Below are 17175 nucleotides of genomic sequence, written 5' to 3'. Positions count from 1 at the left end.
AAAGTCCGATAGATGGATCTCAGCAAGGTCGATTCCACTTCTGTCTTCCTGACCGAGCAACAGAGAATGATCCGCGACACCGCGCGCAGGCTGGCACGCGACGTCATCGCGCCGACCGCGGCCGAGCGCGACCGCACAGGCGCATGGCCCCGTGCCGAGCTCGCTGCGCTTGCCGAGCACGGCTTCATGGGAATGACCATTCCGCAGGAATACGGCGGCTCGGAAACGGACTTTCTCGGCTATTGCCTGGCAATCGAGGAGATAGCGGCGGCTGACGCGGGCGTCGGCACAATCGTTCACGTTCACAATCTCGGCGGGGCCCTTCCCATCGTTCACCACGGCTCGACCGAGCAGAAGAGACGCCTCTTGCCGAAAATGGCGAGCGGAGAAAAGATTGGCGCCTTTCTGATCACCGAACCGCAGGCGGGCTCCGACACGGCCGGGCTCCGCACCTTCGCAAAGAAGGACGGCGACGGGTTCGTGATCAACGGAACGAAGCAGTTCATCTCGAACGGCAGCGAGGCGGGTATCGCCAACATTATCGCGCGCACCGATATGTCAGCCGGCAAGAAAGGCTTCACGACCTTTGTCGTCGAACTGCCCGCCGACGGCTACGTCGTCTCCGCCATAGAGGACAAGCACGGCCAGCGCACCGCTCACACCGCACAGATTCATCTCGATGGATTTCGAGCCCGCGCGGGCGACGTGCTCGGCGAGGTCGGCGGAGGATATGCGATCACCCTGTCCGGCCTGTCCGACGGGCGGATCGCCATCGCCGCTCAAGCCGTTGGCGTCGCCCAGGCCGCCCTGGATGCCGCAATCAAATATGCGCATGAGCGTGAAGTCGGCGGCAAACCGATCTTCGAAAAGCAGGCGATCGCGTTCCGCCTCGCCGAGATGGCAACACAGGTGGACATTGCCCGGCAGTACTACATGCACGCCGCACGCCTGCTGGAGGCTGGTGTGCCCTGCGCGCGGGAAGCGGCGATCGCAAAGCTTTTCGCAAGCGAAATGGCCGAACGCGTCTGCTCCGACGGGCTGCAGGTTCATGGGGGCTACGGGTATCTGCGCAGCTTCCCGGCGGAGCGCTACTGCCGCGACGTACGAGTGTGCAAGATTTACGAAGGCACGAGCGATATCCAGAAGCTCATCATTTCCCGCAATCTCTGAGCAATCCACAAAGGTTTGACTCGATGGCAAATCAATCCCGCCAATGACCACCGCCATCCCCACGCAATCAAAGGCCGACGCCGTCTTGCCGGCGCTCGTCGCGGAAGGCCTGCATTTGTCTTTCGGCGGCATTGTTGCGCTCAACAACGTCACGATCGAAATTCGGCAGAACGAGCTCGTTGCGATCATCGGCCCCAATGGTGCCGGCAAGACTTCGCTGATGAACTGTCTTGGTGGCTTTTACCGGCCGCAGCGCGGGCGCATTCTCTTCTGCGGCGAGGACATGACGGGACGCCGGGAGGACGCGATCGCGCGCGCGGGACTCGCACGCACCTTCCAGGGCACGCACGCGTTCCCGAGCCTTTCCGTCATCGAGAACATTATGGTGGGCCGGCACATCCACATGCACAGTTCCATCCTCCAATCGTTCCTGCATGTCGGCTGGGCCGAACGCGAAGAGACGCGCCATCGCGAGGTAGCGGAGGAGATCATCGAACTTCTCGAGATCGAGTCGATCCGTCACCGGCCCGTCGGCACGCTGGGCTACGGCTTGCGCAAACGCGTCGATCTCGGCCGCGCACTCGCGCAGGAACCGAAGCTCCTGCTGATGGACGAGCCAATGGCCGGCATGAACACGGAGGAAAAGGAAGACCTCGCGCGCTTCATTCTCGACGTGCGCGAAGCTCGGGGAATTCCGATCGTCCTCGTCGAGCACGACATGGGCGTGGTCATGGATCTCGCCGACCGTATCTACGTCCTCGATTTCGGCAAGCAAATCGCCGATGGCTCACCTTCCGCCATCCAGCGAAATCCTGCCGTTCTCAAGGCCTATCTCGGCGAGCGCGGCATATGACCCTGACCATGCGCACCCTGCCGCAGATTCTTCTCGATCGCGCCGCGGCGGAGCCGGACCGGCTCGTCGCCCGCCACAAATATCGCGGCATATGGCGGGAATTCACCTATCGCGACGTCATGGACCACGTGCGCGCCTATGCGCTCGGCCTGGACGCGCTCGGCTTTTTGCCCGGAGAAACGCTCGCGATCATCGGCGAGAACGAGCCGGAGAACTTCTGGATAGAACTCGCGGCGCTGGCAGCCGGCGGGAAGATCGTCTCGCTGTATCCGGACCTGACTCCCGACGAGATCGAATATCTGCTGCTGGACAGCGGCGCCGTCTATTTCGTCGGCCAGGACCAGGAGCAGATCGACAAGGGACTGGCCGTTCTCGATCGCGTTCCGACGCTGCGGCGTTTGATCTACTGGGACGACACGGGCATGTGGTCCTACCGGCAGTCCTCGCTCATGACGCTGGAGGCGCTGGAGAAGATCGGCCGCCAGCGTCTGGCCGAGCAGCCTGACCGGTTCGCACAGATGGTGGAAGCGGGCAGGCCCGACGATATAGCAGTGTTGTCGTACACGTCCGGCACGACCGGACGCCCAAAGGGCGTGATCATCACGCACCGCTATCTCATAGACAGCGCACACCGCATCGTCGGCGGAACCGGCATTGTGCCGGGCATGGACTACCTGACCTATATTGCGCCGGCCTGGATTACCGAGCAATTGTTCGGCGTCACGATCGGGCTCACCTTGCCGCTCGTCGTCAACTTCCCGGAATCACCTGAGCAGGTGCTGGAAAATCTGCGCGAGATCGCCGTCGAGGCGATGGTGTTTGCCCCGCGTCAATGGGAGAGCCTGGCGTCGACAGTGCAGGCGCGCATGCTCGACGCGGGTCCCGTCCGCCGCTGGTTCTATCGCTGGGGCATGAAGGTCGGCCACGACGTTCGCGTCGCGCGGCTCGACGGCAAGCCAGTTTCGCTCGCCGCCAGCTTCCTGCTCCCACTGGCCGATATGCTGGTTTTGAAGCCGCTACGCGACAAGCTCGGGCTCACCCGCGTCAAGGTCGCGCTGTGCGGAGGATCGACCATGGCGCCCGACGTGTTCCGACTTTTCCACGCCATGGGCGTCCCGCTTCGCAACGTGTACGGAGCGACGGAAATCGGCATCCTCTCCATCCACCAGGGCGAACGCTACGACCTGGAAACCGTCGGCCGCTGGCTCACGGCCCATCCCGAGGCCGGCGCGCCACTCGAATGGAAGATCTCGCCCGAAGGCGAACTCCTGGTCCGCGGCGGCTCGTTCTTCAAAGGCTATTACAACAAGCCGGACAAGACGGCGGAGCGCCTCGACGACGACTGGTATCGTACCGGCGACGCCGTGTCACTGTCCGCTGCTGGAGAACTCGTCTTCCTCGAGCGCGTGGACGACATGCGCAAGCTGCGCTCCGGCGTACCCTTTCCGCCGCAGTTCATCGAGACCCGCCTGCGCTTCAGTCCGTTCATCAAGGACGTCATGATACTCGGCGACGAGGCACGCGACTATATCGGCGCGCTCGTAAATATCGACATGAGTGTCGTTTCGCGGTGGGCGGAGGATCGCGCGATCGGCTTCTCCACCTTCACCGATCTATCGCAAAAACCCGAGGTCGCTGCTCTGATCCGCCAGGAGGTGGCGCACGTGAACCAGTTTCTGCCCGAGCATGCTTTCGTACGCCGCTTCGCCAATTTCCCCAAGGAGCTCGATCCGGATGAAGGCGAACTGACCCGGACCCGCAAGCTACGGCGGGAGTTTCTGCAGGACCGCTACGCGAAGCTGATCGACGCACTCTATGCCAGCGCATCGAGCGCTACGCTCGACATTCCCGTCACATACCAGGATGGCCGCCGCGGCAGGCTCGCCGCCACGGTACTGATCCACGACGTCGCGAGGACGGACGCATGATCTTCGATTTCCTCAATTATCTAATCAATGGCGCCCTCGTCGGCCTGTTGTACGCCCTGGTCGCAATGGGGTTTGTGGTCATTTATCGCGCGTCGAAGGTGTTCAACATGGCGCAAGGCGAACTGGTCGTCTTCGGCGGGTTCATGGTGTGGTGGATGATCGCACAGGTAGGGCTGCCTCTGTCGATCGGCCTGCCGCTCGCCTTCGCTGCCGCGATCCTGTTCGGGTTGGCCATCGAACGCATCTTCTTCTCGCGCCTCGCCGGCGAGTCCGTATTCGCCATGGTCATGGTGACGATCGGCCTGCTGATACTGATCCGCGGCCTCATTCTCGTGCTGTTCGGGCCAGCCGTACGCCCCTTCCCCATCGTCTTTCCGCTCAAGCCGATCATCTTCGGCGACATACTCATCCCGCGCTCACTGTTGTTTGGCGGGCTGATCACGATCGTCGTTGGATTCGGTCTCTCCTGGTTCTTCAACCGCACGCGCACGGGCCTTCGCATGACGGCGGTCGCCGAGGACCACGAGGTGGCGCTCTCCATGGGCATTTCGGTCAAACGCTCGATCGCCTTCGCCTGGGCGCTGGGCTCGGCGCTCTCGACAATCGGTGCCGTCATCTATCTTTCCGGCAAGTCGCTCAGCTTTCTCGCCTCTGACATTGGCCTGTCTGCCCTGCCGGTGGCGTTGCTCGCCGGCTTCGAGTCGATCGCCGGCGTTCTGCTGGCCGGACTGATCGTCGGCACGATACAGGGACTCGTGACCGCCTATGTCGATCCGGTCGTCGGCGGCGCCGTCGGCTCCGTCTTCCCCTTCCTGATAATGCTCGCAATCCTGTTCATCCGGCCGACTGGTATGTTCGGCTGGAAGATCATCCAGAGGGTGTGACCGATGGATCCAGCCGGTGTCTTCGCTACCAGTTTCGAAGCCGATGCAGCTCTGATCCGCACGCGCAAGCAATGGCTGGCGCTGGCCCTGTTCGCGCTGCTGCTGATCGCCCTGCCTTGGCTCATCGGCCCTCGCCTGTTGGCGATTCTAACGGTCATGCTGATATCGGCTGTCGTCGCCGTTGGCCTTCAGATCAACACCGGCTACGCCGGGCAGATCAACCTCGGCCAGGCCGCCTTCATGGGGGTCGGCGCCTACGTCGCCGGCGCGCTCGCCGCAGGATGGGCCCTGCCATTCTGGCTGACGATTCCGCTTGGCGGCTTGGCCGCAGCCGCGTTCGGCTTTGCCTTCGGGCTCTCGGCGGTGCGCATCAAGGGCTTCTATCTCGCCCTGACCACCATCGCGGCACAGTCCCTGTTCCATTTTTCGATCCTCAACCTGCCATGGTTCGGCGGGTCGAACGGCGTGACGCTCGCTCCTGCGAGCCTGTTCGGCTTCGAGCTATCGAGCGACCGATCCCTCTACTACCTGTGTCTGACTCTTACCACCGTGATGGTCTGCGGCGCCTTCGGCATCGTGCGCGGGCGCCATGGGCGCGCTTTCATCGCGGTGCGCGACGACGATGTGGCCGCAGGCATGATGGGCATCAACGTGGTGCGCACCAAGGCGACGGCTTTTCTCATCGGCGCCTTCTACGCGGGGATCGGCGGGGCGATGTGGGCCTATTTCGTCCGCTTCGTGGCGGTCGACCAGTTCACCCTGTTCCACTCGATCTGGTTCATCGCCATGGTCATCGTCGGCGGCATGGGATCGATCACCGGCGCACTGATCGGCGTCTTCATCATCAAGGCGATGCAGGAGACCTTCGTCACGCTCGGACCATCGCTCGTGTCCTACATTCCGTCACTCGGGGGCGACATCGTTTACTCGGTGATGAACGTCTTTCTCGGCGGTGTTATCGCCGCGTTCCTGATCTTTGAACCGCGCGGGCTGATGCACCGGTGGAACATCATGAAGCAATCGTATCGAATGTGGCCGTTCCCCTATTGAGACGGACATGGCGAACGCGGCGCACCCGCGTGCGAAGGAGAGGAGATCAAAATGAGAAAGCGGACTTTGGCAGGAGCGCTCGCGGGCGTGGGCCTCGGACTTTTCGCAGGCGGTAATGCGTGGGCGGAATCGACCTACAACATTGCCTCGATCGCGGATTTCACCGGCCCCTACGCCGACATCATGAAGGACATGGTGGGCGCACGGCACGCGGTGGTCGACTGGTGGAACGACCAGGTCGGCAAAGGGCTGGGCGTGCGCGTGGTCATCAAGGATTACGACGGCCGCTACGACGCTGCGCAGATCGCGAGCCTGTGGCCGGGCATCAAGGCCGAACTCAACCCGATCGTTACGCTCGGCACGGGCGGACCGGACGTCGCGGCACTGCAGGGCCGCCTGCCGACGGACAAGGTGCCCATGATCATGGCAACCGCCGGCTACGGCTTCGCCTGGAAGCCGGATCCCTGGATTTTCAATCCGCGTCCCACCTACGGGCACGAGGCCGGCGCCTTCTACGAGTGGTTCCGCAATGCTCGCAAGGTCACTGCTCCGCTCAAGGTCGCGATCATTTCGTCGGAAGCCTCTCCGGCCTATGTGGACATCCACAAGGGCGCGGACAAATACGCCAAGGACCATCCCGACAAGGCCGAGATCGTCGAGATCATCTACACCGAGGTGCAGCCGACGGATCTGACGACGCAGGTCCAGCGTGTGCTGCGCAAAGGCGCGCAGCTCATCCATATCCAGACCAACACGGCCGCCGTCGTCGCGACCAAGCGCGCGCTGCAGGCGCTGGGACGGACCGACGTGCCGATCATGATGAGCTCCCACAACGGCCTGATCGCGTCGGGCAAGGCGATCGGCGGACTGAAGGAACTGGAAGGCGACTTCGAGGTCTACGGGATGGCGGTGCCGACCGAGGGGAAGACTGCCCCGCATGATTTCGAGCAGATGCTCGTATCGAAATACAAGGCGCAGATCAACTGGACCGTCGCGACCGTCATGGGGCTTAATCAGACCATGGTCGCGCTTCGCGCAATCGAGGCCACCGCAAAGAAGAACGGCGCCGACAAGGTCACCGGCGAGGCGGTGCGCAACACCATGCTCTCGACGCCGATCACGAGTGAGCAGACGTTCGGGATCCTTCCGAACCTGACCTACACCAACGAGGCACCCTTCCCGCTGAGCGGGCTCACGGTCAATATCGCGACAGTGAAGGACGGAAAGTACACTATCGTCGCCGACAAGGCGCCGGTGCCCACGATCGGCAAGTGGTGATCGCCGAACCGCCCGTGCGCTCTAGCGCCGGGCGGGGACTTTGCTACCTGGGAGATCGGCCGTGCTCGAACTGATGAATGTGGAAGTCCTCTACAGCGACGTCATTCTGGCTGTGAAAGGCGTGACCTTGCGCGTGCCGGCCGGCGGATGCGTCGCACTCCTCGGTGCCAACGGCGCCGGGAAGTCGACGACACTGAAGGCGGTTTCCAACATGCTGTCGACCGAGGACGGCCGCGTCACCCAGGGCGCGATCAAATATCACGGCGACCGCATCGACGGACTGGATCCAACAGCCATCGTTCGCCGCGGGATTGTCCACGTCATGGAAGGGCGGCGCGTGCTGCGTCACCTCACGGTCGAGCAGAACCTCGTTGTCGGCGGTCATATGGAGCGTTCCGGCCTAGCCCTGCGCCGCCGCCTCGACGAGGTCTATTCCCGGATCGAACGACTGGCCCAATTACGCGATCGGACCACGGGCTATCTTTCCGGCGGAGAGCAGCAGATGGTGGTGATCGGCCGTGCGATGATGGCAGCGCCGAAGCTGATCATGATCGACGAGCCCTCCCTCGGCCTCGCGCCTTTAATGATCGAGGAAGTCTTTGCGGTGCTTAATGCCGTGCGCGCCGAGGGCATTGCTCTGCTGATCGTCGAGCAGAACACCCGCGTTGCGCTCGAAATTGCCGACTACGGCTACGTGATGGAGAGCGGCCGCATCGTTCTTGAAGGCAACGCGAGCGAGCTGGCGGCCAACGAGGACGTGCGCGAGTTCTACCTCGGCCTGAATCTCGAGGGCGAACGCAAGAGTTATCGTGACGTCAAGCACTACCGCCGGCGCAAACGCTGGCTCGGCTGACGTTACCGCCCGAGAAAGCGCGGTTTGCGCTTCTCGTCGAAGGCAGCGAGCCCCTCGCGCATGTCATGGCTGTATCCGTGCACGGCACTGGCCACCAGCTCCTGCCGGAGCGCCACCTCGAGCGGTTGCTCCAGCCCGTCGTCGACGAGCGCCTTCATTCGCCGCAATACCAGCGAACTCTTTTCTGCCAACCTGCCGACGAGCCGTTCGACCGCATCGCTCAGCTCCGAATCCGCGACGACCTGATTGATGAGCCCCCATGCAGCAAGTTCCTCGGCAGGCAGGAACTCGCCCGTGTAGAGCAGGTATTTCGCACGCGTCGGGCCGATCTTGCGCGGCAGGCGTACAGAGCCGCCGCCGCCTGGCAGGAGGCCGAAATTGGCATGCGCATCGCCCAGCTTCGCCGATCGCGACGCAATGACGAGATCACAGCACAGGACGATCTCGAGGCCGCCAGCCAGCGCAAGGCCCTGTACCGCGGCGATTACCGGACGCGGAAATGATTCGATGCGTCGCAGCAATCCGAGAACCGAGTCCAGGAATCTCGACATCGCCGCTTCGTCGCCGCCGCACTGCTCGCGAACGTATTTGAGATCGGCTCCCGCGCAGAAGGCGCGACCATTCCCCGCAATTACGACCGCGACGATGCTCGCATCGTTCTCGGCACGGTCAAGCGCCGCATGCAGACCGTCGACGATCTCGGGCGTTATCGAATTCAACGCTGCCGGTCGGTTGAGTGTCGCCCAAACGGCACCACCGCGTACCTCCACAATGACGCTCGTCTCCCCCATCTGCCCCTCCTGTGCTCGATTTGACTCGCGGGTAGGTTTGCCGTTTCATTGAGGCAATGATAGGCCGCCGCGACGACGAGACAAGCGGCCAGCGATGATGGGAAACGCATGGCACTATTGCTCGACGGCATACGCATCCTCAGTCTCGCGGAGCAATATCCAGGGCCGTACGCCACGTTGCTGCTCGCCGATCTCGGCGCCGACGTGATCCTTATCGAGCGCCCCGGCGTCGGAGATCCGGCGCGCCAGTTCTCTGCCTTCCACGCCGCGCTCAACCGCAACAAGCGGTCGGTCGCGCTCGATCTCAAGACGGACGCCGGCAGGCGGGATCTGCTCGATCTCGTCGAGGACGCCGACGTACTGATCGAGGGGTTCAGGCCGGGCACGCTGGAGCGGCTGGGATTCGGATACGGTACCCTTTCCGCGCGCAATCCGCGTCTGATCTACGCCTCCATTTCCGGATTCGGCCAGAGCGGCCCGTATCGGGACCGTCCGGCGCACGACCTGTCGTATCAGGCAACGGCGGGGCTCTTGCACCGCAGCGCCGAGACCGGGCGGCTCGATCAGCCAACCGATATCGCAATCGGCGACCTGTCGTCCGGCATGTTCGCGGCTATCGGGGTTCTGGCAGCCCTGCACGAAAGAAGCCGTACGAACAAGGGGCGGTACATCGACGTGTCGATGACGGACGGCCTGGTGTCCTGGATGTCCGTCATGGCCGGCCCGCTTGTGAATGGCGCCGCGCTCGCCGACATCGACGCCGAGCCTGCGTACGGCCTGTTTCATGCGGGCGACGGCAAGCCGCTTTCCCTCTCGATCGCGCATGAAGACTGGTTCTGGCGGCCTCTGTGCGACCTGCTCGGCATGCAGGACTGCGCCGGCCTCGATCGCGCCGCGCGCACTGCGCGACGATCGGAATTGCGGGAGCGGATCGCCGGCGCGCTGGCGCGTGACACTCGTGAAGCCTGGGGCACCAAATTCGACGCGGCGGGCATACCGTGGGGTCCCGTGAACAGCATCGAAGAGGTGACGGCGGACCCTCACTTCAAGGCGCGCGGCATGTTCGCGGACATCGCGGGTGAAGGCGGAACGCTCCGCTACGTCGCGCAGCCGCTCGTCTTCGACGGCAAGCGTCCCGGCGCGAGGCGCGGCGTTCCCGCCGTCGGCCGGCACACGGAGGAAATACTCACCCCCTATCGGGCCCGGCGAGCAAGAGAATGAGAGGAAGATGCGATGGATAATGTCTACGTCGTCGGCGTTGGCATGACGCAGTTCGGACGCATGCTCGACACGGACATCAAGACGATGACGCGCGAGGCCGTCGACGCCGCGCTGGCTGACGCCGGCCTCGGGGCGAAGGACATAGGCGCGACCTTCTTCGCCAACGCTTCGCAGGGGCATATGGAAGGCCAACATATGATCCGCGGCGAGATCGCTCTGAGGTCCATGGGAGTAGGCGGGATTCCCGTCTTCAACATTGAGAATGCCTGCGCGAGCGGCAGTGCAGCGCTGAATCTCGCGATCTCTTACGTAAAGGCCGGCGAAAGCGACGTGGCGCTTGCCATCGGCGCCGAGAAAATGTACTCGCGTGACCGCGAGCGCATGTTCGCGGTGTTCGATAGCGCGTGGGATGTCCACCGCGACAAGGAGATACGGGACCGGCTGATCGAACTCGGCAAGAGTGTCTATCCGCCGCCGGGTACAATGTCCGACAAGCCTTACAGCGTCTTCATGGACGTCTATGCGGCTTTCTCGCGCTACCACATGGCGCGCTTCGGCACGACCCAGCGGCAGATCGCAGCGGTCTCGGCCAAGAACCACAGACATTCCGTCGAAAATCCCCTGTCGCAATATCGCGCGGCCTACACGGTGGATGAAGTTCTTGCTGCCGCGCCGATCGCCTATCCGCTAACGGTTCCAATGTGCTCGCCGGTCTCCGACGGCGCCGCGGCGGCTCTGGTGACCAATGAAGAGGGCCTCAAGCGCCTTCGCCTGGACAGGGCGCGCGCCATTCGCGTGCTCGCCAGCGTCGTCCAGACTGGAAGCGATCGCAATGCGTCGGAGGTGGAAAAGCACTGCACGGCGCTCGCCGCCGCCCGCGCCTACGAAAAGGCCGGCGTCGGTCCAGGCGACATCTCGGTCGCCGAGGTGCACGATGCCACTGCAATGGGCGAGATCATTCAGATTGAAAACCTCGGCTTCTGCGCGTTCGGAGACGGAGGCGCAATCTGCGAGCGCGGCGAGACGTCGATCGGTGGCCGCCTCCCGGTCAATCCATCGGGAGGGCTCGAGTCGAAGGGACATCCAGTCGGAGCGACCGGACTTGGGCAGGTACACGAGCTTGTCGTCCAGTTGCGCGGCGAGGCCGGCCCGCGCCAGGTTGAAGGGGCGCGCCTCGCCATTGCGGAGAACGGCGGCGGCCTCCATGGCATCGAAGAGGCCGTCGCCTGCGTGACTATTCTCGGTCGCTGAACGTTTGGAGACTCTGGAAATGAAGCTCTCGGGCAAGGTCGCGCTGGTGACGGGCGCTGCTTCAGGATTGGGACTGGCAACAGCGAAGGCGCTGGCCGAAGCCGGCGCCCGTGTCGCCGGGTTTGATCGAGACGCGGAAAGACTGCAGCAATTGAAATCGACGCTCGGCGACCAGGCGCTCCTGGTTTCGGTCGACGTCGCCGACGAGCAAAGCGTGGCGACGGGAGTGGCGCGAACGATCGACAGTTTTGGAGCGCTCCATGTTGCGGTCAATTGTGCGGGCGTTGCCGACGCCGCCAAGACGCTGTCGAAGGGCGAGCCTTTTCCATTGGCCACCTGGAACAAGGTGATCGGAATCAACCTGACGGGAACCTTCAACGTGATCCGTTTCGCTGCCCAGGCGATGGCGAAAAGCGTGCCCGAAGGCAACGATGGCGAGCGAGGCGTGATCGTCAATACCGCGTCGGGAGCCGCATGGCAGGGACAGATCGGGCAAGCGGCGTATAGCGCCAGCAAGGCCGGCGTCATGGGGCTGACCTTGCCGATCGCACGCGATCTGGCGCCGCTCGGCATACGCGTGGTCACCATCGCGCCCGGGCTTTTCCAGACCGCCATGGTCGCGGGTATGCCGGACAACGTTTCGCAATCGATCATCGACCGGATGATCCTCTATCCAACCCGGATGGGCCAACCGGCGGAATTTGCAAGCCTCGTGCGCTTGATCGTCGAGAATTCGTATTTCAACGCGACCACAATCAGCCTGGACGCGGGAGCGCGAATGCAGGCGCGGTAAAACTCCTCCACCCCGGATGCGACGTGAGCCTGGTGAAGCTGCCGTGCTGAAGCTCGAACCGGGAACAAAGCTGCAAGACTGACCTGGGACTTGCTGTGCGAACCGGGGACCGCATCGACAGGTAGTCAGCTGGTGGCTGTCAGCCGACGCGATTGCTGTCCATCATGTCCGCCTTGCGCCGGACGCTGGCTCCGGCAACAGCCCATTCTTCTCTGTCGAGATCGCGCACCGAGGGACAATGTCTGGTGTAGCTCGCACAAGGACAGTACGGCTATCACCAGGTCGCTGCCGCGCGTGAATACGGAAGATCGCTACAGGGCAAGATAACGACGGCGAATGTCGTCGTTAGCTTTGAGGTCTTCGATTGTGTGGCTGTAAACGATTTGTCCTTTGTCGATCAGGGTGGCGTGGCTCGCCAGCCCTAGACAAAAATGCATGTTCTGCTCTGCGATCAGGATCGTCGCGCCGATGCCGCGGAGCTGCTTCAATAATGCGCTGATCCGCTGCACGATAATCGGTGCAAGCCCTTCGCTGGGCTCGTCCAGCAGCAGAAGCGCGGGATTCCCCATCAACGTTCGCGCGATGGCCAACATCTGCTGCTCGCCGCCGGAGAGCCGCCCCGCGATCCGGTGCCGTAACGGTTCCAGTAGCGGAAACACTTGATAGATGCGCTTGATCGTCCAATCGTCCTGGCCTTCCGGGCCTTTCTTTCCTCCGATCAGAAGATTGTCTTCCACCGTATGTTCGGAAAAGATCTGACGGTCCTCCGGCACGAAGCCGAGCCCGGCACGAGCGATGCGGTGGGGCTTCAGACCGGATATCAGTTTGCCGCGCAGGCTGACCTTGCCGCGCCGCGGCGGTGCGAGCCCCATGATGGCCTTCATCGTGGTCGACTTGCCCGCGCCATTACGGCCAAGCAGCGCCATGGTCTCGCCCTGTCGCACCGAAAACTCGACGCCGAACAGGATTTGGCTGGTCCCGTAATAGACGTCGAGGTCCTCCACCTCAATGATAAGTTTGCCGTTCATGGTGCTGCTCCGTGCTCCGTGCCGAGATAGGCATCGATCACCACACCATTGTTGCGGATTTCGTCTGGAGTACCGGTAGCAAGTATCCTTCCGTAGCAAAGCACCACGATAAGGGGCGCGATCTTGAACACAATGTCCATGTCGTGCTCTATGAACACGACGGTGATCTTCTGTCTGTCCCAGAGTTCGCGGACCTTGTCGATCATCCGCCAGCGCTCCTCCGGGCCCATGCCGGCGGTCGGCTCATCGAGCAGCAGCACCTTGGGATCGAGTACGAGGGCCAGGGCAATGTCGAGCAGCTTCTGGTCACCATGCGAAAGCATCGCAGCCGTGCGATGGCGCTTATTGGCAAGTCCGAGCAATTCCATCACATATTCCGCGCGATCGCGCGTTTCCGCCAATGGAAAGCGCCGGTGCAACACGCCGCCGCGACGCTGATCGGCGCCTACCGCGGCCAGCAGAGTCTCCTGCACTGTCAGCGACCGGAAAATACTCGCGACCTGGAAAGCCCGGCCGATACCCTGCCTCACGATTTCCGGTGGCGATCGGCCGGCGAGATCGACGCCATTGAGCAGGATTTCTCCCGCGTCCGGCGTCAGAGCTCCTGTAATCAAGTTGAAGAACGTGCTCTTGCCGGCTCCATTCGGACCGATCACCGCGGTCAGCGAGCCGTCGGGAAAGTCGAACGTCACGTCATGGATCGCCTTGACGCCGCCGAAGGATTTCGAAAGCCCCCGGATATCGAGCATGACTACCCCTGCCCCGATGCGCGATCGCGGCGCTGCGTATACCATTCGACCACGAAGTCCATCAGGCCCTTGCGCAGCCCGATAGCAAAGAACAGGATCACCACGCCGAGCACGATACCGTGATACTCGGTGAAGCGGGTGACCGTATCATTGAGGATCAACAACAGCACCGTTCCGACCATCGGACCAAGGAACGTCGCGACGCCGCCGAGCATGTTGATGAAGATGCCCTCGCCCGAAATCGTCCAATAGGCGAATTCCGGATAGGCGCCCGAGACGAACAGCGCCATCACCATTCCACCCGTCGACGCGAACAGCGCCGCCAGCACGAAGACCGTCAGCTTGGCCCGCCAGACGTCGATCCCGATAAAGCTCGCGCGCATCGGGTTGTCGCGGATCATGCGCAGCGTATAGCCGAACGGCGATGCCGCAATCTGGCGCATCGCGAGCAGACCGAGCACCAAAAGTACGCAGCTCGCAAGATAAAGATGGACATGGTTCGAGAGATCGATGCCGAGAAACGGCGGACGCGGAATGCCGCCGCGCAGGCCCTGGTCGCCACCCGTGAAGGAAGACCACGACAGGATCGTCGAGTGGATCAGCATCTGGAAGGCGAGTGTGACAAACGCAAAATAGATCTCCTTCAATCGCACGCAGATCGCGCCGATGATGGTCGCGACTACGGCGGTGATCGCCAGCGTCGCGAGGAAAGCCAGCGGGATTGGGACGCCGATGCGCTGCATGATGAGCCCGTAACCGTAGGCGCCCAGGCCGAAGAACATGCCATGGCCGAACGAAATCATGCCGGTGTAGCCGACCAGCAAATTGAGCGAGGTTGCGAACAGGCCGTAAGCCGAGCAACGGATTACGAAGTCGAGCAGCGCCTTGCTGTCGGAAACGAGCGGCAGCAACGCAAGCACGGCGAACGCAGCGAGCGCGACTAGCAGGTCCAGGTAGCGCAAGCGTTTCGATCCAGCCTCGAGACGGGGTGCACTCAGGCTGTCCGCGGCGCGTGCGGCCTGCAGCTCAGTCATGCGACCTCTTTTCCGAACAGGCCGGAGGGCCGCGACACCAGCACGATGACCATGAACAGATACATCAACCCCTCGGTGAAGAGCGGAAATCCGAGCGAGCCGAACGAGCGGATCAGTCCAAGCAGCAGAGCGCCGATCAGAGCGCCCAAAATTGAACCCATGCCGCCGATGACAGTGACGATGAAGGATTCGATCAGAACGGAAAAGCCCATTCCCGGCGTCAACGATCGCACCGGCGCCGCGAGCGCCCCGGCCAATCCCGCGAGCAGGCCGCCGATTGCAAACACCCCGCCATAGATCAAGCCGGTATTGATGCCGAGCGCCGATACCATGGACGGATTGTAGGCGGCCGCTCGGATCACTTTGCCGATACGGGTGCGCGCCAGGCCGACGCCGAGCACGATGGCAGCTGCGAGCGCCACGCCGATGAGGAGAAGGTAATAAGGCGGCACCACACCGCCCGCGATAAAGAGCGGCACCACCTGGAACGCGGTCGGCATGCCCATGGATCGGAATTCCGGCCCCCATATCAGGCGGACGACGTCGTCGAAGATCAGGACGAACGCGTAGCACACGAGCAATTGCATCAAAACGTCGGCGCCGTAGACCCGGCTCATGAAGACGCGCTCAAAAATGAGCCCGAGAATGGCCGTACCGGCGGCTCCGCACAGCATCGCCAGCGCGAAGCTGCCGGTGAGCTGATAGCTCGTCATCGCGAAATATGCGCCGAACATGTAGAAGGCGCCGTGGCTGAAATTGACGACCTTCAATACGCCGAAGATCAGCGTCAGTCCGACCGCGACCAGGAACAACAGCATGCCGATGATCAGCCCGCTGGTGGTTTGCGTCACCAGACAGGCGGAACTTGTGAAGCAACTGGCGAGCGCATCGAGGTCCAAGGTGTCATTTCCGTTGCGGCGCGCCGACGACGGGCGCGCGAAAGTCCAGGCATCCATCGATCGAGGCGGCGCGCGCCGCCTCGATTCATGCTACCGTCAGGTATAGCCCTTGCTCTTCTTCCACTCGGCTTCGAGTTCGAGAATGATCTTCCAGTCGCCGGCCTTGACATCGGGCACGTAGGGCTCCTGCGGAATGGTCGTCCCCCACCCGATCGCGTAGCCGATCAGGGTCTGGTCCTCGGCGCGCATGGTGACCGTGCCATCGGCACCGAACGGGCATTTGATGGTCAGGCCGCGCATGACCTCCGCGATCTTCTTCCCGTCGGCGGAATTGGCCTTCTTGGACGCCTCTGCGATCAGCATCATGGCCGTGGCGTTCTCCCACGACCAGTTGGTGGGATATTCGTTGTACTTCGCCCTGTAGGCATCGCCCCAGGCCGCGTTCTCGGGAGTCGCAGGGAACGTCTTGATGTACCGATTGCCGGAGTGAATGCCCTTCGGCAGGTTCTTCACCACCGTCAGCGCCGTGTAGTCGGCCATGTTGACGGCGAACACCTCCATCTGCCCGAACATCGCGTAGATGTTGGCCTGATCGATGAACGATGTGAGATCGCCGCCCCACAGGCAGGAATAGAGTGCCTGTGGTTTCGCTTGCAGGATCTTGGTCACGACCTCGGTGTAGTCGGGCTGGAACAGCTTCGGCCAGGACTCGCTGATGATCTCCACATCGGGCGCAAATCGCTTGAGATACAGCGTGTACTCGGCCGTGGTGTCGCGACCATAGGCGTAGTCGGGGGAGCACGTCGCCCACTTCTTCAGGCCCTTGCCCTTGGCGATCGCAGCCGCATAGCTGCCGCCGAAGATGGAGTCATGAACGCCCTGCCGCGCGGTACGGAACGCGTTCGGGATGTGCTGCTTTGGATCGGCGGTCAGCGCCGATGTCTCCGAATTGGTATGAACGCAGAAGACGCCAAGATCGCGCGCGACCTCGTGAACGGCAAATGCGCCAGAGGACGCCTCGGCATCGATCAGGAGCTCGCAGCCGTCGGTATTGACGAGTTCGCGCGCGACACGCGCCGCTTCCTGCGGCTGCCCTTTGGAATCGCGGATGACCATTTCGATCTGCCGGCCGGCGAGCCCGCCTGCGGCATTGATCTTCTCAACTTCCATAGTCACGGCATTGCGCGATGAGGTGCCCAATTGCGCAACGCGCCCCGACAGAATGGTCGGCATGCCGATCTTGATGGTCTTGGCTTGCGCGCGCGCGACCCACGGCGCCGCAAAGGTCAATGCACCGGCGCCCATCAACGTGAGAGTCGAGCGACGGCTGATGCCCGGTTGCCGGGTTCTCTTCATCTTTCCCCTCCCTATCGGGTTGGCGTTCCGTTTTCCC

The 17175-nt window shown here is 62.7% G+C and carries 16 protein-coding genes; 10 read left to right on the top strand and 6 right to left on the bottom strand.

Going from position 1 to position 17175, the window contains the following annotated elements; genetic code table 11:
- Positions 1-12: 12 nt before the first annotated feature.
- From HY852_RS08625 to HY852_RS08595, 7 genes are all read left to right on the top strand, one after another.
- Positions 13-1170, top strand: a complete 1158-nt coding sequence (locus HY852_RS08625) for an acyl-CoA dehydrogenase family protein (protein WP_291604024.1) — start codon at positions 13-15, stop codon at positions 1168-1170.
- Positions 1171-1213: 43 nt separating this feature from the next.
- Complete coding sequence (locus HY852_RS08620; RefSeq protein WP_291604023.1) at positions 1214-2023, top strand: ABC transporter ATP-binding protein; 810 nt, start codon at positions 1214-1216, stop codon at positions 2021-2023.
- Positions 2020-3951: a long-chain fatty acid--CoA ligase gene (locus tag HY852_RS08615; protein ID WP_291604021.1), complete on the top strand. Its 1932-nt coding sequence runs from the start codon at positions 2020-2022 to the stop codon at positions 3949-3951. Before HY852_RS08620 ends, HY852_RS08615 begins: the two co-directional genes overlap by 4 nt.
- On the top strand, positions 3948-4835 hold the full coding sequence (locus HY852_RS08610; RefSeq protein WP_291604020.1) for a branched-chain amino acid ABC transporter permease: 888 nt from the start codon (positions 3948-3950) through the stop codon (positions 4833-4835). The genes HY852_RS08615 and HY852_RS08610 overlap by 4 nt, the downstream gene beginning before the upstream one ends.
- Before the next feature lie 3 nt (positions 4836-4838).
- Positions 4839-5885, top strand: coding sequence for a branched-chain amino acid ABC transporter permease (locus tag HY852_RS08605; protein ID WP_291604019.1), 1047 nt, complete (start codon positions 4839-4841; stop codon positions 5883-5885).
- A 51-nt stretch (positions 5886-5936) separates the two neighbouring features.
- Complete coding sequence (locus HY852_RS08600) at positions 5937-7163, top strand: ABC transporter substrate-binding protein (RefSeq protein ID WP_291604018.1); 1227 nt, start codon at positions 5937-5939, stop codon at positions 7161-7163.
- 61 nt (positions 7164-7224) lie between these two features.
- Complete coding sequence (locus HY852_RS08595) at positions 7225-8016, top strand: ABC transporter ATP-binding protein (RefSeq protein WP_291604017.1); 792 nt, start codon at positions 7225-7227, stop codon at positions 8014-8016.
- Between the two features lie 2 nt (positions 8017-8018).
- Here HY852_RS08595 and HY852_RS08590 read toward each other — a convergent pair whose 3' ends face one another.
- Entirely contained in the window at positions 8019-8807 is a 789-nt protein-coding gene (locus HY852_RS08590) for an enoyl-CoA hydratase-related protein (RefSeq protein ID WP_291604016.1), read from the bottom strand.
- A gap of 108 nt (positions 8808-8915) precedes the next feature.
- On the opposite strand from HY852_RS08590, the gene HY852_RS08585 reads away from it, so the two are divergent.
- Genes HY852_RS08585 through HY852_RS08575 form a run of 3 tightly spaced genes read left to right on the top strand, consistent with a single transcriptional unit; the run spans position 8916 to position 12072 of the window.
- Complete coding sequence (locus HY852_RS08585) at positions 8916-10028, top strand: CaiB/BaiF CoA-transferase family protein (protein ID WP_291604015.1); 1113 nt, start codon at positions 8916-8918, stop codon at positions 10026-10028.
- A 12-nt stretch (positions 10029-10040) separates the two neighbouring features.
- Positions 10041-11279 (top strand): thiolase family protein, encoded by a 1239-nt coding sequence (locus tag HY852_RS08580; RefSeq protein WP_291604013.1) that lies wholly within the window; start codon positions 10041-10043, stop codon positions 11277-11279.
- Between the two features lie 19 nt (positions 11280-11298).
- The gene (locus HY852_RS08575; protein WP_291604012.1) at positions 11299-12072 is read left to right on the top strand and encodes an SDR family NAD(P)-dependent oxidoreductase; all 774 of its coding nucleotides are present in this window, start codon (positions 11299-11301) and stop codon (positions 12070-12072) included.
- Positions 12073-12383: 311 nt separating this feature from the next.
- On the opposite strand, the gene HY852_RS08570 is transcribed toward HY852_RS08575, so the two are convergent.
- The 5 genes from HY852_RS08570 to HY852_RS08550 all read right to left on the bottom strand — a co-directional run bounded on the left by HY852_RS08570 (position 12384) and on the right by HY852_RS08550 (position 17138).
- The gene (locus HY852_RS08570; RefSeq protein ID WP_291604011.1) at positions 12384-13100 is read right to left on the bottom strand and encodes an ABC transporter ATP-binding protein; all 717 of its coding nucleotides are present in this window, start codon (positions 13098-13100) and stop codon (positions 12384-12386) included.
- The gene (locus HY852_RS08565) at positions 13097-13849 is read right to left on the bottom strand and encodes an ABC transporter ATP-binding protein (RefSeq protein ID WP_291604010.1); all 753 of its coding nucleotides are present in this window, start codon (positions 13847-13849) and stop codon (positions 13097-13099) included. Before HY852_RS08565 ends, HY852_RS08570 begins: the two co-directional genes overlap by 4 nt.
- 2 nt (positions 13850-13851) lie before the next feature.
- Complete coding sequence (locus tag HY852_RS08560; protein ID WP_291604009.1) at positions 13852-14883, bottom strand: branched-chain amino acid ABC transporter permease; 1032 nt, start codon at positions 14881-14883, stop codon at positions 13852-13854.
- A complete protein-coding gene (locus HY852_RS08555; protein WP_291604008.1) occupies positions 14880-15782 on the bottom strand; it encodes a branched-chain amino acid ABC transporter permease in 903 nt (300 codons plus the stop codon). Before HY852_RS08555 ends, HY852_RS08560 begins: the two co-directional genes overlap by 4 nt.
- Positions 15783-15878: 96 nt before the next feature.
- Positions 15879-17138: an ABC transporter substrate-binding protein gene (locus HY852_RS08550; RefSeq protein WP_291604007.1), complete on the bottom strand. Its 1260-nt coding sequence runs from the start codon at positions 17136-17138 to the stop codon at positions 15879-15881.
- Positions 17139-17175: the final 37 nt, after the last annotated feature.

The sequence above is a fragment of the Bradyrhizobium sp. genome, from assembly GCF_016213215.1.
In the GTDB taxonomy this organism is placed as follows: domain Bacteria; phylum Pseudomonadota; class Alphaproteobacteria; order Rhizobiales; family Xanthobacteraceae; genus Bradyrhizobium.
Note: the sequence above shows the minus strand (reverse complement) of the source record. Positions and strands in the feature narration are given on the sequence as shown.

Bases quoted from the DNA above. Each gene is read 5' to 3' on its own strand.
- HY852_RS08550 (WP_291604007.1), bottom strand. From the start codon at position 17,138: ATGAAGAGAACCCGGCAACCGGGCATCAGCCGTCGCTCGACTCTCACG.
- HY852_RS08560 (WP_291604009.1), bottom strand. From the start codon at position 14,883: ATGACTGAGCTGCAGGCCGCACGCGCCGCGGACAGCCTGAGTGCACCC.
- HY852_RS08620 (WP_291604023.1), top strand. From the start codon at position 1,214: ATGACCACCGCCATCCCCACGCAATCAAAGGCCGACGCCGTCTTGCCG.
- HY852_RS08580 (WP_291604013.1), top strand. From the start codon at position 10,041: ATGGATAATGTCTACGTCGTCGGCGTTGGCATGACGCAGTTCGGACGC.
- HY852_RS08610 (WP_291604020.1), top strand. From the start codon at position 3,948: ATGATCTTCGATTTCCTCAATTATCTAATCAATGGCGCCCTCGTCGGC.
- HY852_RS08605 (WP_291604019.1), top strand. From the start codon at position 4,839: ATGGATCCAGCCGGTGTCTTCGCTACCAGTTTCGAAGCCGATGCAGCT.
- HY852_RS08570 (WP_291604011.1), bottom strand. From the start codon at position 13,100: ATGAACGGCAAACTTATCATTGAGGTGGAGGACCTCGACGTCTATTAC.
- HY852_RS08625 (WP_291604024.1), top strand. From the start codon at position 13: ATGGATCTCAGCAAGGTCGATTCCACTTCTGTCTTCCTGACCGAGCAA.
- HY852_RS08585 (WP_291604015.1), top strand. From the start codon at position 8,916: ATGGCACTATTGCTCGACGGCATACGCATCCTCAGTCTCGCGGAGCAA.
- HY852_RS08615 (WP_291604021.1), top strand. From the start codon at position 2,020: ATGACCCTGACCATGCGCACCCTGCCGCAGATTCTTCTCGATCGCGCC.
- HY852_RS08600 (WP_291604018.1), top strand. From the start codon at position 5,937: ATGAGAAAGCGGACTTTGGCAGGAGCGCTCGCGGGCGTGGGCCTCGGA.
- HY852_RS08565 (WP_291604010.1), bottom strand. From the start codon at position 13,849: ATGCTCGATATCCGGGGGCTTTCGAAATCCTTCGGCGGCGTCAAGGCG.
- HY852_RS08590 (WP_291604016.1), bottom strand. From the start codon at position 8,807: ATGGGGGAGACGAGCGTCATTGTGGAGGTACGCGGTGGTGCCGTTTGG.
- HY852_RS08575 (WP_291604012.1), top strand. From the start codon at position 11,299: ATGAAGCTCTCGGGCAAGGTCGCGCTGGTGACGGGCGCTGCTTCAGGA.